Here is a 21,297-nt window from a genome sequence, read left to right on the forward strand (position 1 = left end):
CGGCGGCTTGCGGCCAACCCCGGCCGCAGGCGGGGTGTCAGTGCATCGACACCGCCGCGTTGCTCACCCGTGTCGCGGCCGATCACGCCGGGCCGGCTCGCCCCTGATCTCGCGCTGAAATCACGCGCCGCGATGGGCGCCGTTTCAGGCGCGCTGTTTTCTGGCCTGCTTCACCACATACATTTCACTGTCGGCCAGGTGTACGGCGTCGGCGCTGTGCAGCCCGAACGGGGCCAGCGGCACGACACCGACACTGGCTCCGCCGTAGACGACGCGGTGGCCGGCCAGCTGGTAGTCGCCGGCTGTCAGCGCCGACAGCCGCTGCTGCAGCGCGCGTGCCGCGCTGGCCGGCTCGCCCTCCGTGATCAGTGCCCCCGGCGCGCCGCCACCCGGCCATGCCGGCCCCGGGCCGATGAACAGAAACTCGTCCCCGCCCATCCGCCCCAGCATTTCCGTCGCGCGCAAACCGGATTGCAGGCGCTGTGCGATCGCCTGCAGAAAATCGTCGCCGGCCTGGTGGCCATGGCGGTCGTTGATCTGCTTGAAGCCGTCAAGATCGATCACCCCCACCAGGATGCTGCTGCCGGTGCGCACCGCCTGCGCCAGCAACCGCTCCAGTTCGTCGAACAGCGCGCGGCGGTTGGGCAGCGCGGTCAGCGGGTCGGTCAGCGCATAAGTGGCCAGCTTGGCGTTGGCGCGCTGCAGGTTTTCCAGCAGCATTTCCCGTTCGATGAAGTTGGCCGCGATGTTGGCAAACAGCTGCAGCAGCGTTTCGGTTTCGGCGCTGATCGTCACCGCGCGGACGCTGGCCGCGCACAGGGTGCCCAGCAGCCCGCCGTCGCCACTGCGTACCGGTGCGCTGATATAACTCTTGATGCCGAGCTGGCGCGCCGCAGCGGAGTCGCCCCACAGCGTGCTCACCTGGTTGGTCGACAGGGTGCCGGTTTCCAGCGAGCGCTTGCACAAGGTGTCTTCCCACGGCACGCTCAGCCCTTCCGGGATCTGCATCTCGCCGTTGTTGCGTGCGTAGCGCACATGCTGCAGCCCTTGTCCCAGCTCGATATTGGTGAGGTAGGTGGACTCCATGCCGGTGATGTTGCCCAGCATCTCGAGCACCGGGCGAATCAGCTGATCGATGGTCCGGGCCGTATTCAGGGACAGCGAGAGTTGCGAGAGGATCGGGTCCATGCCGAACGGCTTCCACGAAGTTGTGATGGCTGCGCACTGTAGCGGAACAGGCGGCCGAAAGACAGCGCTCAGGCAAGAGCGGTTTGCCGCGCGCTGGGTCAGGCCGCGCCCTGGCACCGCGCCGACATTGGCCGGCCCTGCGTTTTATTGCGCCAGCCCAAGGCCGGCTGCCGCGCCGCGTGGCACACTGCGGCCAACCTTAACTGTCTGGAGCCTGCGATGTGGAATGACTATGCCATCGCCCGCGCGCTGCACGTGCTGGCGATCGTGATGTGGGTCGGCGGTGTCGGTTTCGTCACCACGGTGCTGATTCCGGCCATCGGTCGCCGTTTCCCGCCTGAGCAGCAGTACGCGATGTTCGAGGACGTCGAGCACCGCTTCGGCGCGCAGGCGCGGCTGTGGGTGCTGCTGGCGCTGGCCAGCGGCGCGTGGATGCTGCACGCCAGCGACGGCTGGGCGCGGCTGCTGGACACCGGCTGGCTGCAGCTGATGCTGGCGGCGTGGCTGCCGTTTCTGCTGATGCTGTTCGTGCTGGAGCCGTTCTTCATCCACCGCTGGCTGAAACGGCGTTCGCAGCACGACCCGGCCGGCACCATGCGCCTGCTGCAGCGGCTGCATGTCGGCCTGCTGGCGCTGACGCTGAGCGCACTGCTGGCCGGCGTGGTCGGCGCCCACGGCGGCTGGCGCTTCTGAGGCAAGGCCGCGCGCCGGCTTTGCGTTATGCTTGCTGGATCTGCCTTCCACCTCCGACACCATGCCTGCCACCACCTGCCCGCCGCCACCCGACCGCTCCCGCCCTGACGGCCGTGCCGCGCGCTGGCTGCTGGCCACCCGCCCGGCCTTCCTGACCCTGACCCTCGGCGGCGTGCTGCTCGGCATCGCCGGCAGCGGCGTCGATGCGCTGTGGCAACGTTGGCCGCAAGCGGCGCTGGCGCTGCTGCTGGCCTTGCTGTGCCACGCGGCGGTCAACGTGATCAACGACGTGGCCGATCACGACAACGGCAGCGATGCGGCCAACGTGGCGCGGCAGTTTCCGTTTACCGGCGGCAGCCGCATGATCCAGGACGCGCTGCTCAGCCGCCGCGACATGGCGCGGCTGGCGCAGGGGCTGTTTGCGCTGGTGATCGCCGGCGGCCTGCTGCTGGTGTGGCTGAGCGGGCCGTGGCTGCTGGCCATCGGCGTGATCGGCGTGGTGTTGGGCTGGGGCTACTCGGCGCCGCCGCTGCGGCTGAACAGCCGCGGCCTAGGCGAGCTGTGCGTGCTGCTGTGCTTCACCCTGCTGCCGCTGGGCGCGCAGGTGCTGCTGAGCGGCGCGCCGTCGCTGTCCATGCTGGCCGCGGCCTTGCCCTACGGCCTGCTGGCGGCTGCGCTGCTGTACATCAACCAGTTTCCGGACCGCGACGCCGACGCGCTGGCCGGCAAGCGCCACTGGGTGGTGCGGCTGGCGCCGCAGCAGGCGCGCTACGGCTACCTGCTGCTGGTGGCGCTGGCCTTGCTGAGCCTGCTGGTGGCGATTGCCGTCGGCCTGCTGCCGTTGTGGGCCATGCTGCTGTTGCCGTTGTGGGCGCTGCCGGCACGGGCGGCCGTCACGCTGTGGCACAATGCGGCGCAACCGGCGCAGCTGCGCCCTGCCATCATCCAGACCATTGCCGCGGCCAACCTTTATCCGCTGGCGCTGGCCGTCATCCTGTCCTGTTAAGCGCCGCGCTGCGGCCAACCTTTTGAAAGCCCCGAAATGATCGGACGACTCACCGGCACCCTGCTCGAAAAACTGCCCCCGCAAATCACCGTCGACGTCAACGGCGTCGGCTACGACGTGGACGTGACCATGACCACCTTCTACCAGCTGCCGGCGCTGGGGCAGAAGACCACGCTGTTCACCCACCTGGTGGTGCGCGAGGACGCCCACCTGCTGTACGGCTTCGGCAGCCGCGACGAGCGCGAGACCTTCCGCCAGCTGATCAAGATCACCGGCGTCGGCGCCAAGATCGCGCTGGCCATCCTGTCCGGCATGACCGCCGACGAGCTGGCGATCGCGGTGGCCAGCGAAGACATCAAGCGCCTGTCCAGCGTGCCCGGCATCGGCAAGAAGACCGCCGAGCGGCTGGTGCTGGAGCTGCGCGGCAAGCTGGCCACCGGTGGCAACCTCACCGTGCCCGGCGGCCTGCCGTTTGCCGCCACCCCGGACGAAAAGAGCGACATCGTGAACGCGCTGCTGGCGCTGGGCTACAACGAAAAAGAGGCCGCCGCGGCCACCAAGGGCCTGCCGGCGGACGTTACCGTCAGCGACGGCGTACGCCTGGCGCTGAAGAACCTGATGAAAGGCTAAGGCATGGACAAGGTGCTGCTGGTCACCGGTGCCAGTCGTGGCATCGGCGCCGCCACCGCGCTGCTGGCGGCGCAGCGCGGCTACGCGGTGGCGGTGAACTACCACCGCAACCAGGCGGCCGCCGAGGCGGTGGTGGCCGCCATTCACGCCGCCGGCGGCCGTGCGGTGGCGATTGCGGCCAACGTGGCCGACGAAATCGACGTGCAGCGCCTGTTCGTGGAGACCGAGCTGGCGCTGGGGCCGCTGTCGGCGCTGGTCAACAACGCCGGCGTGCTGGAGCCGCAGCTGCGGCTCGACGAAATGAGCGTGGCGCGCTGGCAGCGCATCCTGGCCACCAACGTCATCGGCCCGCTGCTGTGCTGCCGCGAGGCGGTAAAGCGGCTGTCCACCCGCCACGGCGGCGCGGGCGGCGCCATCGTCAACGTGTCGTCCGCCGCCGCGCGGCTGGGGTCGGGCGGTGAATACGTCGACTACGCCGCCAGCAAGGGGGCGCTGGACACGCTGACCATCGGTCTGGCCAAGGAAGTGGCCGCCGAAGGCATCCGCGTCAACGCGGTGCGCCCCGGCTTCATCTACACCGAGATGCACGCCGACGGCGGCGAGCCGGGCCGCGTCGACCGCGTCAAGAGCGCGGTGCCGCTGCAGCGCGGCGGTCAGCCGCAGGAGGTGGCGGAGGCGATCCTGTGGCTGCTGTCCGACGCCGCCTCGTTCACCACCGGCAGTTTCATCGATGTCGCCGGCGGCCGCTGAGCGCGCCACGGCATCGTCAACAAGGGGAAAATAATGGCCAACGTAGCGGTACTGATCGACGCGGACAACGTGTCGCCGGGCTGGATCGAGGACGTACTGGAAGAGGCCGGCAAGCTGGGCGTGCTGGCACTGAAACGGGTGTACGGCGACTTCAGCCGTCACGACAAGGCGTGGCGCGACCTGTGCGCCCGCTTCGCCATCCACCCGATCCAGCAGTTTCCCAACACCAAGGGCAAGAACGCGTCCGACATCACGCTGGTGATCGACGCGATGGACATGCTGCACTCCGGCCGCTACCACAGCTTCTGCCTGATCTCCAGCGACAGTGATTTTTCGCGGCTGGCGACGCGGCTGCGCGAGGACGGGCTGGAAGTGTGGGGCTTCGGCGAGGAGAAGACGCCGTCGGCCTTCGTCAACGCCTGCAGCAAGTTCGTGTACGTGGAAGTGCTGGCGCTGAGCGACGAGGCCAAGGCAGAGGAGAGCGCGGCCAAGGAAGGCGACGGCGCGCGTGGCGGCGGCAAGCCGGCGCCGGCGGCACGGGTGCTGCGGCCGCTGGACAAGAAGTTGCGCGTGCAATTCCAGAAGGGGATCGAGAGCATGGACGACGACGAGGGCTGGGCCGACCTCGGCGGCGTCGGCAGCCTGCTGGGGCAGTGGATGCCGGACTTCGACCCGCGCAATTACGGCTTTGCCAAGCTGTCCGAACTGGTGCTGAAGTCGGGCTGGTTCGAGGTGCGCAAGGCCAGCAGTGGCCGCGGCGGGGTATCGATCCGCCTCAAGCCGGGCAACGGCGGCGGGCGCAAAGCGGCCAAGTAGCGCGCTTGCCGCACCACGCCGGCGTCAGCCGCAAAAAAACCGCAGCGTGAGCACGCTGCGGTTTTTGTTTGCGGCCAACGTTGGCCGCAAGCGTTCACGGCTGCTCGCGCGCCAGCCATTGCACCAGCTCGGCCACCGTCAGCTGCGGCAACTGGTGTTGCGCGGCGTAGGCGTCCAGCTCGGCGCCGCGCATCATGCTGCCGTCCGGATTCATCAGCTCGCACAGCACGCCGGCCGGGCTGAAACCGGCCAGTCGCGCCAGCTCCACCGCGGATTCGGTATGACCGCGGCGTTCGCGTACACCGCCGGCACGGGCGATCAGCGGGTAGACGTGGCCGGGGCGGGCGAGGTCCTCGGGCCTGGCGCCGGGGGCGATGGCGGCGCGGATGGTGGTGACGCGGTCGGCGGCGGAGACGCCGGTAGTCACGCCTTCGGCGGCCTCGATGCTGACGGTGAAGGCGGTGCCGTAGCGGCTGCCGTTGTCGGCCACCATCGGCGGCAGCGCAAGGCGTGCCGCGTGCTCGGGTGTCAGGCACAGGCAGACGATGCCGCTGCAATCGCGGATCAGGCGCGCCATTTCCGGCACCGTCAGCGCGTCGGCGGCCAGGATCAGGTCGGCCTCGTTTTCGCGGTCGTGGTCGTCGGCGACGATCACCGGCTTGCCGGCACGCAGCGCGGCAAGGGCGGCGTGGAGGCGCAGGGAAAGGCTATCGGTGTTGGTATTCATGGATAACGGTCCTCAAATTGGCTAGTGAGAAACACGTCACGGGGCGTGAAGCGGCCGGCCTGGCGGCCAACCTGGTGCGCACGGCGTGCGCGGACAGCAACCCCCGTCGCCGGCTGGCGGGCGGGGGATGGCGTCATCTTCTTTCATCCGGACTGTGACCGTCGGCTCTGGCATCGCACCAGATCTGCTGACCTTTTGCCGGGCGGCAAAAGCGCTCGCGGGCTCGGCTGCGCAGGCAGCCATACCGCCGGTGGGGAATTGCACCCCGCCCTGAAGACGTCGCTTGCGGCCAACGTTGGCCGCAAGCGGGGCACAGTATAGCAGTGGTAACATCGGGCGATTGATCCCGAGTGATAGCGACATGATCCAGACCGACAACCTGATAGGCGGCGCGCCGGAGCGCCGCATCGTCACCCAGCAAAGCCTGTCGCAGCAGGAAGAGGCGCTGGAGCGCGCGCTGCGGCCGAAGCAGCTGGACGAGTACGTCGGCCAGAAAAAGGCGCGCGAACAGCTGGAAATCTTCATCGAGGCGGCCAAGAAGCGCGGCGAGGCGCTCGACCACGTGCTGCTGTTCGGCCCGCCGGGCCTTGGCAAGACCACGCTGGCGCACATCGTGGCGCGCGAGATGGGCGTCAACCTGCGCCAGACCTCCGGCCCGGTGCTGGAGCGCGCCGGTGACCTGGCCGCGCTCTTGACCAACCTCGAGCCGCACGACGTGCTGTTCATCGACGAGATCCACCGCCTGTCGCCGGTGGTGGAGGAGATCCTGTATCCGGCGCTGGAGGACTACCAGATCGACATCATGATCGGCGAGGGGCCGGCGGCGCGTTCGGTGAAGATCGACCTGCCGCCGTTCACGCTGGTCGGCGCCACCACCCGCGCCGGGATGCTGACCAATCCGCTGCGGGATAGATTTGGGATTGTCGCGCGGCTGGAGTTCTACACCCCGGAGGAGCTGCAGCGCATCGTGGTGCGCTCTGCCGGGCTGCTGAACGTGCCGCTGGCCGACGACGGCGCGTTCGAGGTCGCGCGTCGCTCGCGCGGCACGCCGCGCATCGCCAACCGCCTGCTGCGGCGGGTGCGCGACTACGCCGAGGTGCGCGCCGACGGCACGGTGACCGCGGCGGTGGCCGACGCCGCGCTGGCGATGCTGGACGTCGATCCGGCCGGCCTGGACGTGATGGACCGCAAATTGCTTCAGGCCATTCTGGACAAGTTCGGTGGCGGCCCGGTAGGGCTGGACAACGTCGGCGCCGCCATCGGCGAATCGACCGACACCATCGAGGACGTGATCGAACCGTTCCTGATCCAGCAGGGCTATCTGCAGCGCACGCCGCGCGGGCGGATGGCGACGGCGCTGGCGTATACCCATTTCGGGCTGCCGACCAGGGAGTAAGCGGCGGCCGCGGTTGACGATGAACGAGCGAACACGATGCAGAAAAAGCTGATTATCCGCACCGGCCGCGTCTATGCCGGCTTGCGCGCCGAGCTGGGCGATTTTGACGACTGGATCCGCCGCGAGCTGGGCGCCGATGGCGACAGCTGGCAGGTGATCGACGTGCAGGCCGGCGAGGCGCTGCCGGCGGTGACGGAAGTGGCGGGGGCGGTGATTACCGGCTCGGCGGCGATGGTCAGCGAGCGCGCGCCGTGGAGCGAGGCCACCGCCGCCTGGCTGCGCAGCGCGCATGCGGCCAACGTGCCGCTCTTGGGCATCTGTTTCGGGCACCAGCTGCTGGCGTCGGCGCTGGGCGGCGAGGTCGGTTATCACCCGCAGGGGCCGGAGGCCGGCACGGTGACGGTGCACACCACCGCCGCAGCCGCCGCCGACCCGTTGCTGTCGGCATTGCCTGAGCGTTTTGCTGCCAACGTGATCCACTGGCAGAGCGTGCAGCGGCTGCCGGCCGGCGCGGTGTGCCTGGCGCACAATGCCTTCGAACCGCACCACGCCTTCCGCCACGGTTCGGCGTGGGGTGTGCAGTTTCACCCGGAATTCAATGCCGAGGCGATGACGCGCTATCTGGCACAACTGGCGCCGTTGCTGGACAAGGCGCAGCTGTCGCTGCCGGCGTTGCAGCAGAATGTTGCAGCGACACCACATGCGGCGGCTTTATTGCAGCGTTTCGCCACCTTGCTGCCCGGGGCTGCGCAAGGTTGAGCACGCGGCGTACAATGCGCGCCAGATGTTTTATTCGCTCATGATTGCTCAGGGAGTATGCAGGCATGTTTTACGCCATTTTGCTGGTGACACTGGCGGTCGCCTTGGTGACGTCGATACTGGTGGTCCGTTTTTTCAACGAGGCAGTGAAGAAAATCCTGTCGCGCATCGTCGGCGATGATCTGGCCGAGGCGTGGCGCAAGTACATGAGCTTCGCCATCGTGGTGGTCGGCGTCTCCGGTGGCGTGCGCATCTGGGATCTGGAAAAGTTCGTGCCCAACGGCCGCGAATCGGCGTTGGAGCTGAACGGCGTGCGCTGGACCATCCAGATCTACCGCACCGTGATCGACACCCTGTCGCAGATCGCGTGGGTGATGCTGCTGTTCTTCCTGTGCACCATGGTCGCCTACGTGATCATGCGCGCGGTGGAAGCACGTGCCAGCGAGCGCGGCGGCAAGGCGCCGGAGTAAGCGCCACGCCGGGCCGGTCTGGCCATCATGCAAACAGGGCTGCCGTGGCAGCCCTGTTGCTTTGTGTGCGGTCGCCTTGGAACGTGTTCACGATCCCGCCCGCTCAGGCGAGACAAGGCGAAAACGGCTGAGGAGGCGGCGTTGAGCTGGATAGAAACCAGCATGCCGAAGCCGTTTATCAGCCGCCGCAGATCGTGAACAACTTCTTACAGCGCGACCATGTTGTCGCGGTGGATCAGCTCCGGCTCGATCAGGTAGCCGAGCACACCCTCGATGTCGCGGGTGGCCTTGCGCATGATCAGCCGCGCTTCTTCCGAGCTGTAGTTGACCAGCCCGCGCGCCACCTCGGCGCCCTGTTCGTCGACGCAGACCACCGCGTCGCCGCGCAGGAAGCTGCCTTCCACCGCGATGACGCCGATCGGCAACAGGCTGGTGCCTTTTTCGCGCACTGCCAGCGCGGCGCCGGCGTCCAGCACCACCTTGCCGGACAGCTGCAGGTGATCGGCCAGCCACTGCTTGCGTGCGGCCAACCTGGTGGTCGGCGCATTGAGCTGGGTGCCGATCGCCTCGCCATCGGCCAGCCGCGACAGCACGTTGGCCTCGCGGCCGCAGGCGATCACGGTGGCGGCGCCACTGCGTGCGGCGCGCTTGGCGGCGATGATCTTGGTGTACATGCCGCCGGTGCCGACGCTGGAGCCGGCACCGCCGGCCATGTCTTCCAGCTTGCTGTCACCGGCCTCGGCCTCGTGCACGAAGACGGCATCGGGATGCTTGCGCGGGTCGGCGGTGTACAGGCCCTGCTGGTCGGTGAGGATCACCAGGCTGTCGGCTTCGATCAGGTTGGTGACCAGCGCGCCGAGGGTGTCGTTGTCGCCGAAACGGATCTCGTCGGTGACCACGGTGTCGTTTTCGTTGATGATGGGCACCACGTTCAGCGCCAGCAGCGTCGACAGCGTGGTTCGCGCGTTGAGGTAGCGCAGGCGATCGGACAGGTCTTCGTGGGTGAGCAGTACCTGCGCGGTTTTCAGGCCGTGCTCGCGAAAGGCGCTTTCATACGCCTGGCACAGCCCCATCTGGCCGACGGCGGCGGCGGCCTGCAGCTCGTGCACCGCTTTCGGCCGCTTGGCCCAGCCCAGGCGCTGGCAGCCTTCGGCGATGGCGCCGCTGGAGACCAGCACCACTTCCTTGCCGCGGCGTTTCAGGTCGGCGATTTCGGCGGCCCAGCGCGCCAGCGCGCTCATGTCCAGACCCTTGCCGTCATTGGTCACCAGGCTGGAGCCTACTTTCACCACGATGCGCGTGGCGCTGTGAATCACCGATTGCATGTCGCCGAATCCCGTCAGAAGCAAAGCCGTCAGTTTACCCGATTCCGCCGCCATGCCGCAGTGCGTCAGGCGGCGGGTAGAGAGTATTCACGATCTCGCGAGCTCACGCGAGACAAGGTGAAAACGGCTGAGGAAGCGGCGTATATCCAGATTCAAACAAGTATGCCGAAGCCGTTTTCAACGCCGTATCGACCCCGTGAGATCAGTTGCAGCAGATCGTGAACAGGCTTACGGCAGCGCGGTTTCCGGCCGCGCCGACGGCCGGTCGCCGGCCAGCAGTTGCGTCAGCGCCGACAGCGTGGCGTCGACCAGCTGGCGCATGTGGTTTTCCTCGATGATGTAGGGCGGCATGAAGTACACCGTCTTGCCGATCGGGCGCACCAGGCAACCCTGCTGCAGCATCAGGCTGAAGAAGGCGGGGCCGAAGTCGGCGCGCTGGCAGTCGACGTCGAACGCCCAGATCATGCCGCGCTGGCGGAAGTGGCGCACCGCCGGATGGGCGGCGATCACCGCCAGATGGCGACTGAACAGCGTGGCGGTGGCAAGGTTGGCCGCAATCACCTGTTCGTCCTCGAAGATGTCGAGCACGGTCAGCGCCGCGCGGCAGGCCAGCGCATTGCCGGTGTAGCTGTGCGAATGCAAGAAGCCGCGGCTGACGTCGTCGTCGTAGAACGCGGCGTAGATGTTGTCGGTGGTCAGCACGCAGGACAGCGGCAGGTAGCCGCCGGTGATGCCTTTCGACAGGCACAGGAAATCGGCGCGGATCGCCGCCTGCTCGCAGGCGAACAGCGTGCCGGTGCGGCCGAAGCCGACCGCGATTTCGTCGGCGATCAGGTGTACCCGGTACTGGTCGCACAGCCGGCGCGCTTCGGCCAGATACAGCGGGTCGTACATCACCATGCCGGCGGCGCCCTGTACCAGCGGCTCGATGATGAAGGCGGCGAGCTCGTGGCCGTGCTGTTGCAGCAGGGTCTCCAGCGCGCTGGCGGCGCGGCGTGCGACATCGGCGGCCGTCTCCCCCGGTGCGGCAAGACGGGCGTCGGGGCTGGGCGCGCGCAGGTTGTGCCGCAGCAGCGGCGCGTAGGTGTCGGAGAACAGCGGCACGTCGGTGACCGCCAGCGCGCCGACGGTTTCGCCGTGGTAGCTGTGTTCCAGGCTGAGGAAACGGGTCTTCTGCGTCTGGCCATGATTGCGCCAGTAGTGGAAGCTCATCTTCAGCGCGATCTCGGTGGCGCTGGCACCGTCGGAGCCATAGAAGGCATGGCCGAGGCCGGTGAGTGCGGCCAACCTTTCCGACAGTTCCACCACCGGCTGGTGGGTGAAGCCGGCGAGGATCACGTGCTCCAGGGTATCGAGCTGATCCTTCAGCGCCTGCTTGATGCGCGGCTGGTTGTGGCCGAACAGGTTGACCCACCACGAGCTGACGCCGTCGATGTAGCGCTTGCCGTCGAAATCCTCTAACCAGATGCCGTCGGCGCGGGCAATCGGGATGATGGGCAGGGTTTCGTGGCGCTTCATCTGGGTGCAGGGGTGCCACACCGCGGCGCGGCTGCGCGCCAGCCAGTGTTGTGCTTGCGAGTCATGCATGGTGGGGCCTCCGGAAGACAAGGCGGGCATCGTAACATGGCGCCGCACCTCGCAAGAGTGACGAAAATTGTCAGCCGCTTGCCGATTTTGCGCCCGCTGGCGGTGTCTGTGCTGGCGGTGCTGGGCGCGGAAAGCCTGCTACAGCGGTCTTTTGCGATGGCAGCGGCCAACCTGGCACGGCCTGGCGCCGATCTTGCTCTGCTTTGTCAGGAATCAAGCTGCACCGGCCCGTTGCCGTGTATCCTCGCCGCGACGGTCGTTAAGGTAGCTAGCCGCGGAGATCGTAGTACCCGGTCGCTGCTAGCTGCCGGCCTCGGTTCCGTGATTTACCGAGGCGGCTCGTGTGCGTGCCAATTGGCAATTGCAGTGCTGGCTTGGATTTGTTTTTTCGCTGGTAGTTTGCCGTTTTTCATTTTCAAACAGGAGCGATACACATGAAACGTGTACAACAAGGTTTTACCCTGATCGAACTGATGATCGTGGTAGCGATCATTGGTATTCTGGCTGCGCTTGCGATCCCGGCGTACTCCAACTACACCAAGCGCGCGCAGGTTTCGGAAGCGTTCTCGCTGGCGGATGGTATGAAGATTAAAGTCGCAGAAACGCAAGGCGAAACGGGCTCTTGTACTACTATGAATGCTTCCGGTACCTATGCGAATATTGCTGTCTCGTCTGGTACTGCTGCTGCTGGTGGTTGTGTTATCACTGCAACCTTCCAAGCCCCTGCTCACACCGATCTGGTTGGTGATACCGCTGTAATTATTCCTACTTTTGGCTCCAACTCGACCACTTGGTTGTGCAGCTTGGCTAGCTCGACAGTAGACGACGCGTATCTGCCTAAGGCTTGCTCGTAATTTCATTCGTAACGTGAGCATTAATCTGGCCCTTGCTATGCAAGGGCCTTTTATTTTCGGGAACAGAATGAGCCGGACCATCACATTGGAACGCCTGGCAATGGCCGCCTTGTTTTTACTGGTGACCATCCCCTTTCTCAACTGGGTACGCTTTCAGCCGGCGGGTGATTACGTCAGCAGTGTTTGCGCGGTATTGCTGGCGGTGGTGGTATTGCTGCTGTCACCGGCAAGAAATCGTGATGCAGAGCCTAGCGGCGCCTTGCTGCTACTGGCGCTGTTGCCATTGTTGACCATTGCCACCGCCCTGGTCTCGCTCTATCCCGGACAGGGGGCGGCAGCCAGCATGGGTATGGCGCTGTGCCTGGCGCTGGCCTATGCCGTATCCCGCCATTCGCCACAGTTGGTGCTGACGGCGCTGGCCTGGGGGCTGTTGCTGGGTGGGCTGATGCAGGTGGTGATTGGCTTGTTGCAGGTGACACAGTGGGTGCTGGTATTGCAATGGCCGTGGGTGTTCTACGACAAGGGCAATCCGGCCAATCTGATTGGTCAGGTAGCACAGCGCAACCATTACGCCAATTACCTGACCCTGTCCCTGTTCGCCAGTTGCTATCTGTTTGCTGTCAACAAGCTGCGCGGCTGGTTATTGCTGCCGCTGGTGCTGTTCTTCGGCCTGTTCATCAGCTGGTCCGGCTCACGGTTGGCGATCGGTTATGCCGGCGCCGCCATGGTACTGGCGTGGCTGTTTTACTGGCGTAGTGGCCGCCAGGCCGAGACCGGCCGTTTGGCCTTGGCCCTAGCCTTGGCGACGTGCTGGCTGGTGTTCTGCCAGTTGTTCAATAGGGAACTGGTCGTACTGCTCAATTGGCTGGGCCTGCCATTGGGCGATATCGGCTCTGCCGCCGACCGCATGCTGGCCGGTGGCTTTGGTGCCCGGCGCTGGGTGGAGTGGCAGAAGGCGTGGCAAGTTTTTCTGGAGCACCCCTTGTTCGGTGTCGGGCTGGGCGGCTATGCGGCAGAAAGCGTGCGCCTGGAAGTGGCGATGGGTTTTGCCGGGCAGTGGTCGGAGAGCTGGCTGTTTACGCATAGTCATAACCTGATCCTGCAGTTGCTGGCGGAAACGGGACTGCTTGGCACCGCTGTGGTGGTGATTGGCCTGTGCTGGGCGTTCTTGCCGTTTTTCCGCAAGGAGCAGGCCAATGTTCATTCCCTGCTGGTGGTGCTGCTGGCAATGGTGCTGCTGCTGCACAGCATGGTCGAATATCCGCTGTGGTATATGACTTTTCTCAGCCTGTTTGCCGTGCTGCTGGGGCTGTCACCGGCCCGCCACTACACGCTGGCTATCCGCCTGTCGATGCGTCGTGTGCTGACGTGGGGCTTTTGCGCGCTGTTGCTGTGGCAGTCGGTGGCAGGGCTGCTGGCCTATGGCAAGCTGGCGCGCTGGCTTGTGCCGGGCTCCAATGCGCAGGTGAATGTGATGCGCGCCGAGGAAGTCTGGCACATTGCGCGCAATCCGCTGTGGACTTACGAGGCCGATATGGTGCTGGCCAATTACCTGATCGTGGACAAGCGCCAGCTGCAGGAGAAGCGTGCGCTGTTCGAGCGGCTGACCGCCTATCGCCCGCATGCCGGCATGCTGATCAATGTCGCGATCCTGCGAGCGCTGGATGGCGACAGCGCTGCCGCCGAGCAGGCACTGCGTTTTGCCATCGCCGCCTATCCGGCCTATACGCCGGGTTTTGCCGCCGAGCTGATGTCGCGTCACGATCCGGAGCTGCGGCCGCTGCAGGCGATCGCCAATACGGCGCTGCAGGCCAGTCGCGATGGCGGCGCACAGTCGGCGGCATCCAGCGTGCTGGCTGCGCCACGGCGTTGAAACTCTCCCGATCTGACAGCAAAAGCGGCGGTGCGGTATGCTTCCGCCTTTGCCGAAACGCGGATTGATGATGTTTGCTTCTCTTGCGCGGCCAAGGTTGGCCGCATTGCTGCTGGCGGCGGTGACCGTGCTGCCCTTCCTGTCGCCGTTCCACTACCTGCCGCTGCCGCAGTGGTGGGGGGAGATCGCGGTGGTGGTACTCGGCGCGCTGGCCTGTCTGTGTCTGCCGCGCGGCACATTGCGCCTGCCGCGGGTGGTGCCGTGGCTGGCGCTGCTGGCGCTGCTGTGGCTGAGCCAGCCATTATTTGTCGAGTTGCTGTTTCCCGGCCTCAATGCGGCAACGGCGCTGGCCTTTCTCGCGCTGGCGCTGCTGGCGCTGGCTGTTGCCCGCTGGCAGGCGCTGAGCGACGCCGAAACGGTGATGACGGTGCTGGCCAAGGGCTTGCTGGTCGGTGCCCTGCTGCAGTCGCTGATCGGGCTGGCGCAGCTCACCGGGCTGGCGCCGCTGCTGGGCGGTGTGCTGTTCTACGATGGCGCGCATCCTACCTCCAATATTTTCGGCCACATCGGGCAGCGCAACCAGTATGCACACTACCTGAGCTGGGGGCTGGTGGCCGTCAGCTGGCTGGCCGTGGCGCGCGTGCTGTCGCGCGGCGTGGCCGTCGCCGTGCTGCTGTGGCTGGCGCTGTCGATCGCCTTTGCCGGCTCCCGCACCGTGCTGCTGTATGCCGCCGCCTTGCTGCTGCTGGCGCCGGCCTGGTACTGGCACGTGCGCGACGAGGCCAGCAAGCGCCTGATGCAGTGGCTGTTGCTGGCGGCGGGTTTGCTGCTGCTGATGCAGTTCGCGTTGCCGCTGGGCGAGTGGCTGTTGCGACCACTGTTGCATGGCGAGCTGGTGGCCAGTGGTGTCGAGCGGCTGGCGGCCAACTCTGACGGCATGGGCGCGCGCCGGCTGGCGGAGTGGGGCAAGGCATGGCTGGTGTTCCGCGAGGCGCCGTGGTTCGGCGCCGGCTGGTCGCAGTACGCGTACCACAGCGTGCGGCTGCAGTTGCTACCGCAGTTTGTCGATAGTGGCGTCAACAGCGGGCTGTTCAGCAATGCCCACAATCTGGTGTTCCAGCTGCTGGCCGAGGTCGGCCTGATCGGCACCCTGGCGGTGATGCTGGGCCTGGGCTGGGTGTTGCTGCCGTGGTGCGGCCGCCAGGCGCGGGCGGTGCATCTGCTGCCGCTGGCCATGCTGGCCATCTCGCTATTGCATAGCATGCTGGAGTACCCGCTGTGGTACCTGTACTTCCCGGCGGTACTGGTGATGCTGCTGGCGCTGGCGCCGGTGGCGGAGGGGGGCAAACGCCGCCCGTTCCGGCCGGTACAGTACGGCGCGCTGCTAATGCTGCTGCTGGCGGGGTATGGCAGCTATCGTTACGTCGAGATGCAGGGCCTGTACAACCCGCGCACCGCGCAGCAACAGCAGCGGTTACAGCAAATCATGCGCAACGAGCCGCTGTTTGCCTTCCACGCGCTGGGGTTGCTGGATGATGTGGTGAAGCCGGGCCGCGACAGTCCGTCAGCGCAGCGGCAGTGGATTGCGCTGCTGGCGCAGATGCGGCCGTATCCGGATGTGCTGCGCAAGGAGGCGCAATTCCTGGCGCTGGAAGGGCGCCCGCAGGAGGCCGCCTACACCATGCGGCTGGCACTGGCCTCGTTCCCGACCTACGCGCCGTTTTTCCTGCGCGCGCTGTCGCCGGAAGAGCCGGCGTGGCAGCCGCTGCGGCAACAGGTGGAGGCGGCGATGCTTAAGCCATGAACGGCGACGGCTGGCCAGCAATGAAAAATCCCTGCACATGGCAGGGATTTTTTGTGTCTGGCGAGGCGGGCAGATCAGCCGTCGATGACCACGCCGCTGTGCAGCGCCGTCTTCATCTTGCCCAGTGCCTTGGCCTCGATCTGGCGGATGCGCTCGGCGGAGACGCCGAATTCTGCGGCGAGGTCATGCAGCGTGGCGCCGCTGTCGTCGGCCAGCCAGCGCGCTTCGATGATGCGGCGGCTGCGCGGGTCCAGTGTCGACAACGCTTCCAGCAGGCCTTCGCTCTGCAGGCGATCCACCGCGCGGCGCTCCAGCGTCACGGTCGGCTCGTTGTGGGCGTCGGCCAGCCAGTCGATCGGGGCGTAGGCGTCGTCGTCGTTGTCGTCGGCCAGCAGCGACACGTCCTGGCCGCTCATGCGCGTTTCCATTTCGCGCACTTCTTCCGGCTTGACGCCGAGATCTTCGGCAATGGCGCGGGCTTCGCTGTCGCTGAGTGCGGCAAAGCTCTTCTTCATACTACGCAGGTTGAAGAACAGCTTGCGCTGTGGCTTGGTGGTGGCAATGCGCACCAGCCGCCAGTTGCGCAGGATGAATTCATGCATCTCGGCCTTGATCCAGTGCACCGCGAACGAGAACAGGCGCACGCCGCGGTTCGGTTCGAAGCGCTTGACCGCCTTCATCAGGCCGATGTTACCTTCCTGGATCAGGTCGGCCTGTGGCAGGCCGTAACCGGCGTAGCCGCGGGCAATGGATACCACCACGCGCAGGTGAGACATCACCAGGCGTTTTGCCGCTTCCAGGTCTTCGTGTTGCTGATGACGCGTGGCAAGCTCGATCTCCTCTTCCTGGGTCAGCATCGGGATGCTGTTAACGGTCTGGATGTATTGTTCCAGGCTGCCGTTGGAAGAAAGTACGGGCAGGGCAAAAGTGGACATGTATTCGCAATCCTCCTAAATGGACCGACTTATCTTAGCACTCGGATTATGAGAGTGCCAGACGACAGGAGTTCCTGCCAATGGCAAATTTCAATCAGACCGATTGTCTCGCCCGATGTCACGCCGGCTGGTTTTTGCGCAGATGATGGTCTGCGGCCAACCTGGCGCCGAGCATGCTCAACAGCATGGCGCCCAGCAACACGCCTAGCACTTCCAGCGGCTGCAGGCTGCGCAATTGGGCATCGATGCCGTACAGACTGGCGAATTCGGCCAGCGCCGGATTGGCCTGATAGGCCAGCCAGCTGCTCAGGCCCCAGCATAGCAGCGCCGACAGCCCGCCTTGCCACGCCGCGTGATAGAGGAAAGGGCGGCGAATGAAGCTGTCGGTGGCGCCGATCAGTTTCGATACCGCGATTTCTTCCTGCCGCGCCAGGATCTGCATGCGGATGGTGTTGTGGTTGATCAGCACCATCGCCAGCGCAAACACCACCGCCAGCAGCCAGGCGAGCTGGCCGGCGAGGGTGATCATCGCGTGCAGCTTGCGCGCCCAGGTGGCATCGAACTGCGCCAGCTCCACCATCGGCAGCCCGGACAGCTCCTTCTGCAGCAGGTCGAGCATCGCCGGCTCCAGCGCTTGCGGGGTGACGATGAAGGCGTGTGGCAGCGGATTGCTGCCGAGGCCCTCGCTGATCGCGTTCAGGCCGCTGCGCTGTTCCAGTTCTTTCAGCGCGGCATCCTTGTGCACGAAGCGGAAGGATGCAACCCGTGGATGGTGCTTGAGGCTGCTTTCCACCGCGGCCAGATCGGCCTGTTCGCTGGACAGCTCCATGAACAGCGTGATCTGCGGCGTGGTGTTCAGCTTGGCGGTCCACTGCTGCAGGCTGCTGACACCGAGATACAGCGACACCGGCAGCGCCAGCGCGATGGCCAGCATCAGCAGGTTGAGCAGGTTGCCGAACGGCTGGCGCAGGATCTTCAGCAGTGCGCTGCGGGCGCTCTGTGCGTGCAGGTACAGGTAGTGTTTCATGCGGCGAATTGTCCTTCACGAAGCCGGATGATGCGGCGGCCGTAGTCTTCCATCAGCGTTTCGTCGTGGGCCGAGATCAGCACCGTGACGCCGACCTGGTGGAAGGACTTGAACAGCTCCATGATGTCGAGCGCGTAGGCGCGGTCGAGGTTGGCCGATGGCTCGTCCGCCAGCAGGATGCTGGGGCGGTGCACCACGGCGCGGGCAATGCACAGCCGTTGCTGTTCGCCGCCAGACAGGCGGATCGGCATCACCTTTTCCTTGCCGGCGAGGCCGACCTTGTCCAGTGCCGCTCGCACTCGTCGCTGCGCATCGCGGCGATCAAAGCCGATGATGTCCAGCGGCAGCATCACGTTGTCGAATACCGTGCGGTCGAACAGGATTTTGTGATCCTGGAACACCACGCCGATGTGCTGGCGCACATACGGCAATTGGCTGGCGCGCAGCTTGCTCAGATTCTGGTTGTTGACCAGCACATTGCCGCTGGTGGCGCGTTCGATACCGGAAACCAGCTTCAGCAGCGTGCTTTTGCCGGCGCCGGAATGACCGGCGAGGAACACCATCTCACCGCTTTCCACTGTGAAGGACAGGTTGCGCAGCGCCTCGTGTCCGCCGGGGTAGCGCTTGGTGACTTGGTCAAATCGGATCATCGGCAATCATCCCGCACAAAGGTTGGCCGCAACGGTGGCGGCCGGCAAGTGGATCAAAGCGCTCAGTCGAATAGCGCGTCGACAAAGTCGTGGGTCGAGAACGGACGCAGATCGTCAATGCCTTCGCCGACGCCGATGAAACGCAGCGGTACCGGGTGCTGCTTGGCGATGCCGGCGATGACACCGCCCTTGGCGGTGCCGTCCAGCTTGGTGAGGATCAGGCCGGTGAGACCCAGCGCCTCGTTGAAAGCCACCACCTGGTTGATCGCGTTCTGGCCGATATTGGCGTCCAGCACCAGCACCACTTCATGCGGCGCATCCGGGATCGCCTTCTGGATCACGCGCTTCACCTTCTTGATTTCTTCCATCAGGTGCAATTGCGTCGGCAGGCGGCCGGCGGTGTCGGCAATGACGATGTCGATGCCGCGGGCCATGGCGGCCTGCATCGCGTCGTAGCAGACGGCGGCGGCGTCGCCGCTTTGCTGCGCGATCACGGTGACGTTGTTGCGCTCGCCCCAGGCGATCAGCTGTTCGCGGGCGGCGGCACGGAAGGTGTCACCGGCGGCGAGCAGCACCGACTTGCCCTGGCTCTGGAAATACTTGGCCAGCTTGCCGATCGAGGTGGTCTTGCCGGCACCGTTGACGCCGGCGAGCATGATCACGTAAGGCTTCTTGCCGTGCGTCTGCAGCGGCTGTTCCAGCGGCTGGATCAGCTCGACCAGTGCCTCCTTTAGCGCGCCTTTCAGCTCGCTGGCGTCCTTGAGGCCCTTCAGCGACACCCGCTCGCGCACGTCACGCAGCAGGTGGCTGGTCGCATCCATGCCCATGTCCGAAGTCAGCAGCACCGCTTCCAGCTCTTCGTATAAATCTTCGTCGATCTTGCCGCCACCGAACAGGCCAGCCAACTGCTTGCCCAGTTTGTCGCGGGTCTTGGCGAGGCCGGATTTCAGTCGTTCGGTCCAGCTCGGCTTCGCTTGCGTCACGCTGCTGGCCGGGGCGGGAGTCGGCGCCGCAACAACTGGCGCTGCCGTTACCGCTGCGGCGGGCGCCGGCTCAACGCTGGCCGCGGGAGGGGTAACGGTGTCCGCTACGGGCGCGACCGGGGCTGCCGGCGGGGTCGGGGTGGTGTCGGGAACGGGTTTTTTCTTGAAAAAGCTGAACATGCGAAATGGCTGAGTCGAAGTAAGAGATTAGCGCTGGATTGTACCGGCAAAAGCCGGGGCGAGGGCAAACCTGAGTATAAAGCGCGACATGGCGTTAACAGATTGATTCACGACAGAAGTTCTGCGGCGGTAAATGGAGTAAAATCTCGCCCTTCTTTGAACAAGGCAGGGCATGGCATGGCGCAGCAACGCAACAGGGTGCGGATCATTGCCGGCAAGTATCGTCGGCGCCTGCTGCCTTTCCCGGATGTTGACGGCTTGCGGCCAACCCCGGACCGGGTGCGCGAAACGGTGTTCAACTGGCTGGCAGATCGTGTCGAGAACGCCGATTGTCTCGACCTGTTCGCCGGTAGCGGGGCGATGGGCTTCGAGGCCGCGTCGCGCGGTGCGCGCAAGGTGGTGCTGGTCGAGAAAAGCCGCACGGCGCTGCAGTGCCTGCGCGACAGCAAGACCTTGCTGGCAGCAGCCGAAGTACAGCTGCATTCCGGTGCCGCGGAGGACTACCTGGCGCGCAGTGCGGAGCGTTTCGACCTGATCTTCCTCGACCCGCCGTATGCGCTGACCCTGCTGCCGGCATTGCTGCCCAAGGTTGGCCGCATGTTGAAGGCAGGCGGATGCATATATATAGAATCGGATCGGCCGGAGCAGTTTACCGGTTGGCGGGTGCTGAAAGAGGGCAAGGCGGGGGCGGTGCGCTTTGCGCTGCTGGCCGCTGAGTCCAGCGAATAAACATATAACGGCATGGGCTTGCGATGGTGTGCCGGCGGTGCCAGAATTCACTAGTGAAATACCTGAGGAAATTACTATGTCTTTGATCATTACTGACGAATGCATCAATTGCGATGTCTGTGAGCCGGAGTGCCCGAACAACGCCATTTCGCAAGGTGAAGAGATCTACGAAATCGATCCTAACCTGTGTACCCAGTGTGTCGGCCACTACGACGAGCCGCAGTGCCAGCAAGTCTGTCCGGTGGACTGCATTCCGCTGGATGCCTCCAATCCGGAGACGCATGACCAGCTGTATCAGAAATACCTGGTGATCACCGCCAAGGCCTGATTGCGCTAAGCTGTTGATTTGTGAGGCAGCCGCCACCGAGTGTGGTGGCTGTTTGCATTTTGGCTGCAAAAAATCCGAAAAATCACGGAAAAGCTGTTGACGATCGCCGGAGCTGTCTATAATATTCGGGCTTCTTCACGGGGGGATTCCCGAGCGGTCAAAGGGATCAGACTGTAAATCTGACGGCTCAGCCTTCGAAGGTTCGAATCCTTCTCCCCCCACCAAAGTTACCAGCATCTTGGCGGCGAAAGCAGTTAGAGTTGGCCGGGATCGTAAGGCGGGTGTAGCTCAATGGTAGAGCAGAAGCCTTCCAAGCTTACGACGAGGGTTCGATTCCCTTCACCCGCTCCAGGTTGCGATAGTTGTAAAGTTTTTTGGCCCATGTAGCTCAGGGGTAGAGCACTCCCTTGGTAAGGGAGAGGTCGGCAGTTCAATTCTGCCCATGGGCACCAAACTCATTTTATTGTATTCAGGGAATTTGCCATGGCTAAGGAAAAGTTTGCGCGGACCAAGCCGCACGTAAACGTTGGTACCATCGGTCACGTGGACCATGGTAAAACCACTCTGACTGCAGCGATCACCACTAT

At 65.1% G+C, this 21,297-nt stretch carries 22 protein-coding genes, 3 tRNA genes and 1 riboswitch; of the genes, 17 read left to right on the forward strand and 8 right to left on the reverse strand.

Annotated elements, in window-relative coordinates; all coding sequences use genetic code 11:
- Positions 1 to 144: 144 nt before the first annotated feature.
- A complete protein-coding gene (locus C8E02_RS16225) occupies positions 145 to 1,188 on the reverse strand; it encodes a sensor domain-containing diguanylate cyclase (RefSeq protein ID WP_047968035.1) in 1,044 nt (347 codons plus the stop codon).
- A gap of 219 nt (positions 1,189 to 1,407) precedes the next feature.
- Between C8E02_RS16225 and C8E02_RS16230 the strand changes: the two genes are divergently transcribed.
- Genes C8E02_RS16230 through C8E02_RS16250 form a run of 5 tightly spaced genes read left to right on the forward strand, consistent with a single transcriptional unit; the run spans position 1,408 to position 5,083 of the window.
- Entirely contained in the window at positions 1,408 to 1,881 is a 474-nt protein-coding gene (locus tag C8E02_RS16230; RefSeq protein ID WP_120812534.1) for a hypothetical protein, read from the forward strand.
- A 31-nt stretch (positions 1,882 to 1,912) separates the two neighbouring features.
- Entirely contained in the window at positions 1,913 to 2,887 is a 975-nt protein-coding gene (locus C8E02_RS16235; protein ID WP_120812538.1) for a prenyltransferase, read from the forward strand.
- A gap of 36 nt (positions 2,888 to 2,923) precedes the next feature.
- Positions 2,924 to 3,517: a Holliday junction branch migration protein RuvA gene (gene ruvA / locus C8E02_RS16240; RefSeq protein ID WP_047968033.1), complete on the forward strand. Its 594-nt coding sequence runs from the start codon at positions 2,924 to 2,926 to the stop codon at positions 3,515 to 3,517.
- A 3-nt stretch (positions 3,518 to 3,520) separates the two neighbouring features.
- Positions 3,521 to 4,267, forward strand: coding sequence for an SDR family oxidoreductase (locus C8E02_RS16245; RefSeq protein WP_120812540.1), 747 nt, complete (start codon positions 3,521 to 3,523; stop codon positions 4,265 to 4,267).
- Positions 4,268 to 4,300: 33 nt separating this feature from the next.
- Positions 4,301 to 5,083: an NYN domain-containing protein gene (locus tag C8E02_RS16250; protein WP_120812543.1), complete on the forward strand. Its 783-nt coding sequence runs from the start codon at positions 4,301 to 4,303 to the stop codon at positions 5,081 to 5,083.
- A gap of 94 nt (positions 5,084 to 5,177) precedes the next feature.
- On the opposite strand, the gene ribB is transcribed toward C8E02_RS16250, so the two are convergent.
- Entirely contained in the window at positions 5,178 to 5,810 is a 633-nt protein-coding gene (gene ribB, locus C8E02_RS16255) for a 3,4-dihydroxy-2-butanone-4-phosphate synthase (RefSeq protein WP_120812546.1), read from the reverse strand.
- 131 nt (positions 5,811 to 5,941) lie between these two features.
- A riboswitch (FMN riboswitch) is annotated at positions 5,942 to 6,092 on the reverse strand.
- A gap of 79 nt (positions 6,093 to 6,171) precedes the next feature.
- On the opposite strand from ribB, the gene ruvB reads away from it, so the two are divergent.
- The 3 genes from ruvB to C8E02_RS16270 all read left to right on the forward strand — a co-directional run bounded on the left by ruvB (position 6,172) and on the right by C8E02_RS16270 (position 8,435).
- Positions 6,172 to 7,206, forward strand: coding sequence for a Holliday junction branch migration DNA helicase RuvB (ruvB, locus tag C8E02_RS16260; RefSeq protein ID WP_047968029.1), 1,035 nt, complete (start codon positions 6,172 to 6,174; stop codon positions 7,204 to 7,206).
- Between the two features lie 36 nt (positions 7,207 to 7,242).
- Entirely contained in the window at positions 7,243 to 7,965 is a 723-nt protein-coding gene (locus C8E02_RS16265; RefSeq protein ID WP_120812548.1) for a glutamine amidotransferase, read from the forward strand.
- A gap of 65 nt (positions 7,966 to 8,030) precedes the next feature.
- Complete coding sequence (locus C8E02_RS16270; RefSeq protein WP_047968027.1) at positions 8,031 to 8,435, forward strand: hypothetical protein; 405 nt, start codon at positions 8,031 to 8,033, stop codon at positions 8,433 to 8,435.
- 206 nt (positions 8,436 to 8,641) lie between these two features.
- Here C8E02_RS16270 and proB read toward each other — a convergent pair whose 3' ends face one another.
- Both proB and C8E02_RS16280 read right to left on the reverse strand, forming a co-directional pair.
- Positions 8,642 to 9,760, reverse strand: coding sequence for a glutamate 5-kinase (proB, locus tag C8E02_RS16275; protein WP_120812552.1), 1,119 nt, complete (start codon positions 9,758 to 9,760; stop codon positions 8,642 to 8,644).
- A gap of 228 nt (positions 9,761 to 9,988) precedes the next feature.
- Complete coding sequence (locus tag C8E02_RS16280; RefSeq protein WP_120812553.1) at positions 9,989 to 11,347, reverse strand: adenosylmethionine--8-amino-7-oxononanoate transaminase; 1,359 nt, start codon at positions 11,345 to 11,347, stop codon at positions 9,989 to 9,991.
- 434 nt (positions 11,348 to 11,781) lie between these two features.
- Here C8E02_RS16280 and C8E02_RS16285 point away from each other — a divergent pair, with 434 nt between their 5' ends.
- The 3 genes from C8E02_RS16285 (at position 11,782) to C8E02_RS16295 (ending at position 15,878) form a co-directional block, all read left to right on the forward strand.
- Positions 11,782 to 12,201 carry a pilin gene (locus tag C8E02_RS16285; RefSeq protein WP_047968024.1) on the forward strand — a complete coding sequence of 140 codons (420 nt, stop codon included), beginning with the start codon at positions 11,782 to 11,784 and terminating at the stop codon, positions 12,199 to 12,201.
- A 100-nt stretch (positions 12,202 to 12,301) separates the two neighbouring features.
- Positions 12,302 to 14,074, forward strand: a complete 1,773-nt coding sequence (locus C8E02_RS16290) for a PglL family O-oligosaccharyltransferase (RefSeq protein WP_170152178.1) — start codon at positions 12,302 to 12,304, stop codon at positions 14,072 to 14,074.
- Between the two features lie 70 nt (positions 14,075 to 14,144).
- Positions 14,145 to 15,878 carry a PglL family O-oligosaccharyltransferase gene (locus tag C8E02_RS16295; protein ID WP_120812585.1) on the forward strand — a complete coding sequence of 578 codons (1,734 nt, stop codon included), beginning with the start codon at positions 14,145 to 14,147 and terminating at the stop codon, positions 15,876 to 15,878.
- 74 nt (positions 15,879 to 15,952) lie between these two features.
- Here C8E02_RS16295 and rpoH read toward each other — a convergent pair whose 3' ends face one another.
- From rpoH to ftsY, 4 genes are all read right to left on the reverse strand, one after another.
- Positions 15,953 to 16,813, reverse strand: a complete 861-nt coding sequence (gene rpoH, locus C8E02_RS16300; protein WP_047968022.1) for an RNA polymerase sigma factor RpoH — start codon at positions 16,811 to 16,813, stop codon at positions 15,953 to 15,955.
- A 118-nt stretch (positions 16,814 to 16,931) separates the two neighbouring features.
- The gene (gene ftsX, locus C8E02_RS16305) at positions 16,932 to 17,840 is read right to left on the reverse strand and encodes a permease-like cell division protein FtsX (RefSeq protein ID WP_120812559.1); all 909 of its coding nucleotides are present in this window, start codon (positions 17,838 to 17,840) and stop codon (positions 16,932 to 16,934) included.
- Positions 17,837 to 18,490 carry a cell division ATP-binding protein FtsE gene (gene ftsE, locus C8E02_RS16310; protein ID WP_120812561.1) on the reverse strand — a complete coding sequence of 218 codons (654 nt, stop codon included), beginning with the start codon at positions 18,488 to 18,490 and terminating at the stop codon, positions 17,837 to 17,839. Before ftsE ends, ftsX begins: the two co-directional genes overlap by 4 nt.
- Before the next feature lie 62 nt (positions 18,491 to 18,552).
- A complete protein-coding gene (gene ftsY, locus C8E02_RS16315) occupies positions 18,553 to 19,653 on the reverse strand; it encodes a signal recognition particle-docking protein FtsY (RefSeq protein WP_120812564.1) in 1,101 nt (366 codons plus the stop codon).
- Positions 19,654 to 19,830: 177 nt separating this feature from the next.
- Between ftsY and rsmD the strand changes: the two genes are divergently transcribed.
- The 6 genes from rsmD to C8E02_RS16345 form a co-directional block, all read left to right on the forward strand.
- Positions 19,831 to 20,382 carry a 16S rRNA (guanine(966)-N(2))-methyltransferase RsmD gene (gene rsmD, locus C8E02_RS16320; protein ID WP_120812567.1) on the forward strand — a complete coding sequence of 184 codons (552 nt, stop codon included), beginning with the start codon at positions 19,831 to 19,833 and terminating at the stop codon, positions 20,380 to 20,382.
- A 76-nt stretch (positions 20,383 to 20,458) separates the two neighbouring features.
- Positions 20,459 to 20,710 (forward strand): YfhL family 4Fe-4S dicluster ferredoxin, encoded by a 252-nt coding sequence (locus C8E02_RS16325; RefSeq protein ID WP_047968017.1) that lies wholly within the window; start codon positions 20,459 to 20,461, stop codon positions 20,708 to 20,710.
- Positions 20,711 to 20,849: 139 nt separating this feature from the next.
- Positions 20,850 to 20,934: transfer RNA gene (locus C8E02_RS16330), tRNA-Tyr, on the forward strand.
- Between the two features lie 53 nt (positions 20,935 to 20,987).
- Positions 20,988 to 21,061: transfer RNA gene (locus tag C8E02_RS16335), tRNA-Gly, on the forward strand.
- 26 nt (positions 21,062 to 21,087) lie between these two features.
- Positions 21,088 to 21,162: transfer RNA gene (locus C8E02_RS16340), tRNA-Thr, on the forward strand.
- A 31-nt stretch (positions 21,163 to 21,193) separates the two neighbouring features.
- Positions 21,194 to 21,297 (forward strand): GTP-binding protein (locus C8E02_RS16345; RefSeq protein WP_245961041.1); only part of this gene is annotated, 104 nt, incomplete at its 3' end.

This window comes from Vogesella indigofera, assembly GCF_003633895.1.
In the GTDB taxonomy this organism is placed as follows: domain Bacteria; phylum Pseudomonadota; class Gammaproteobacteria; order Burkholderiales; family Chromobacteriaceae; genus Vogesella; species Vogesella indigofera.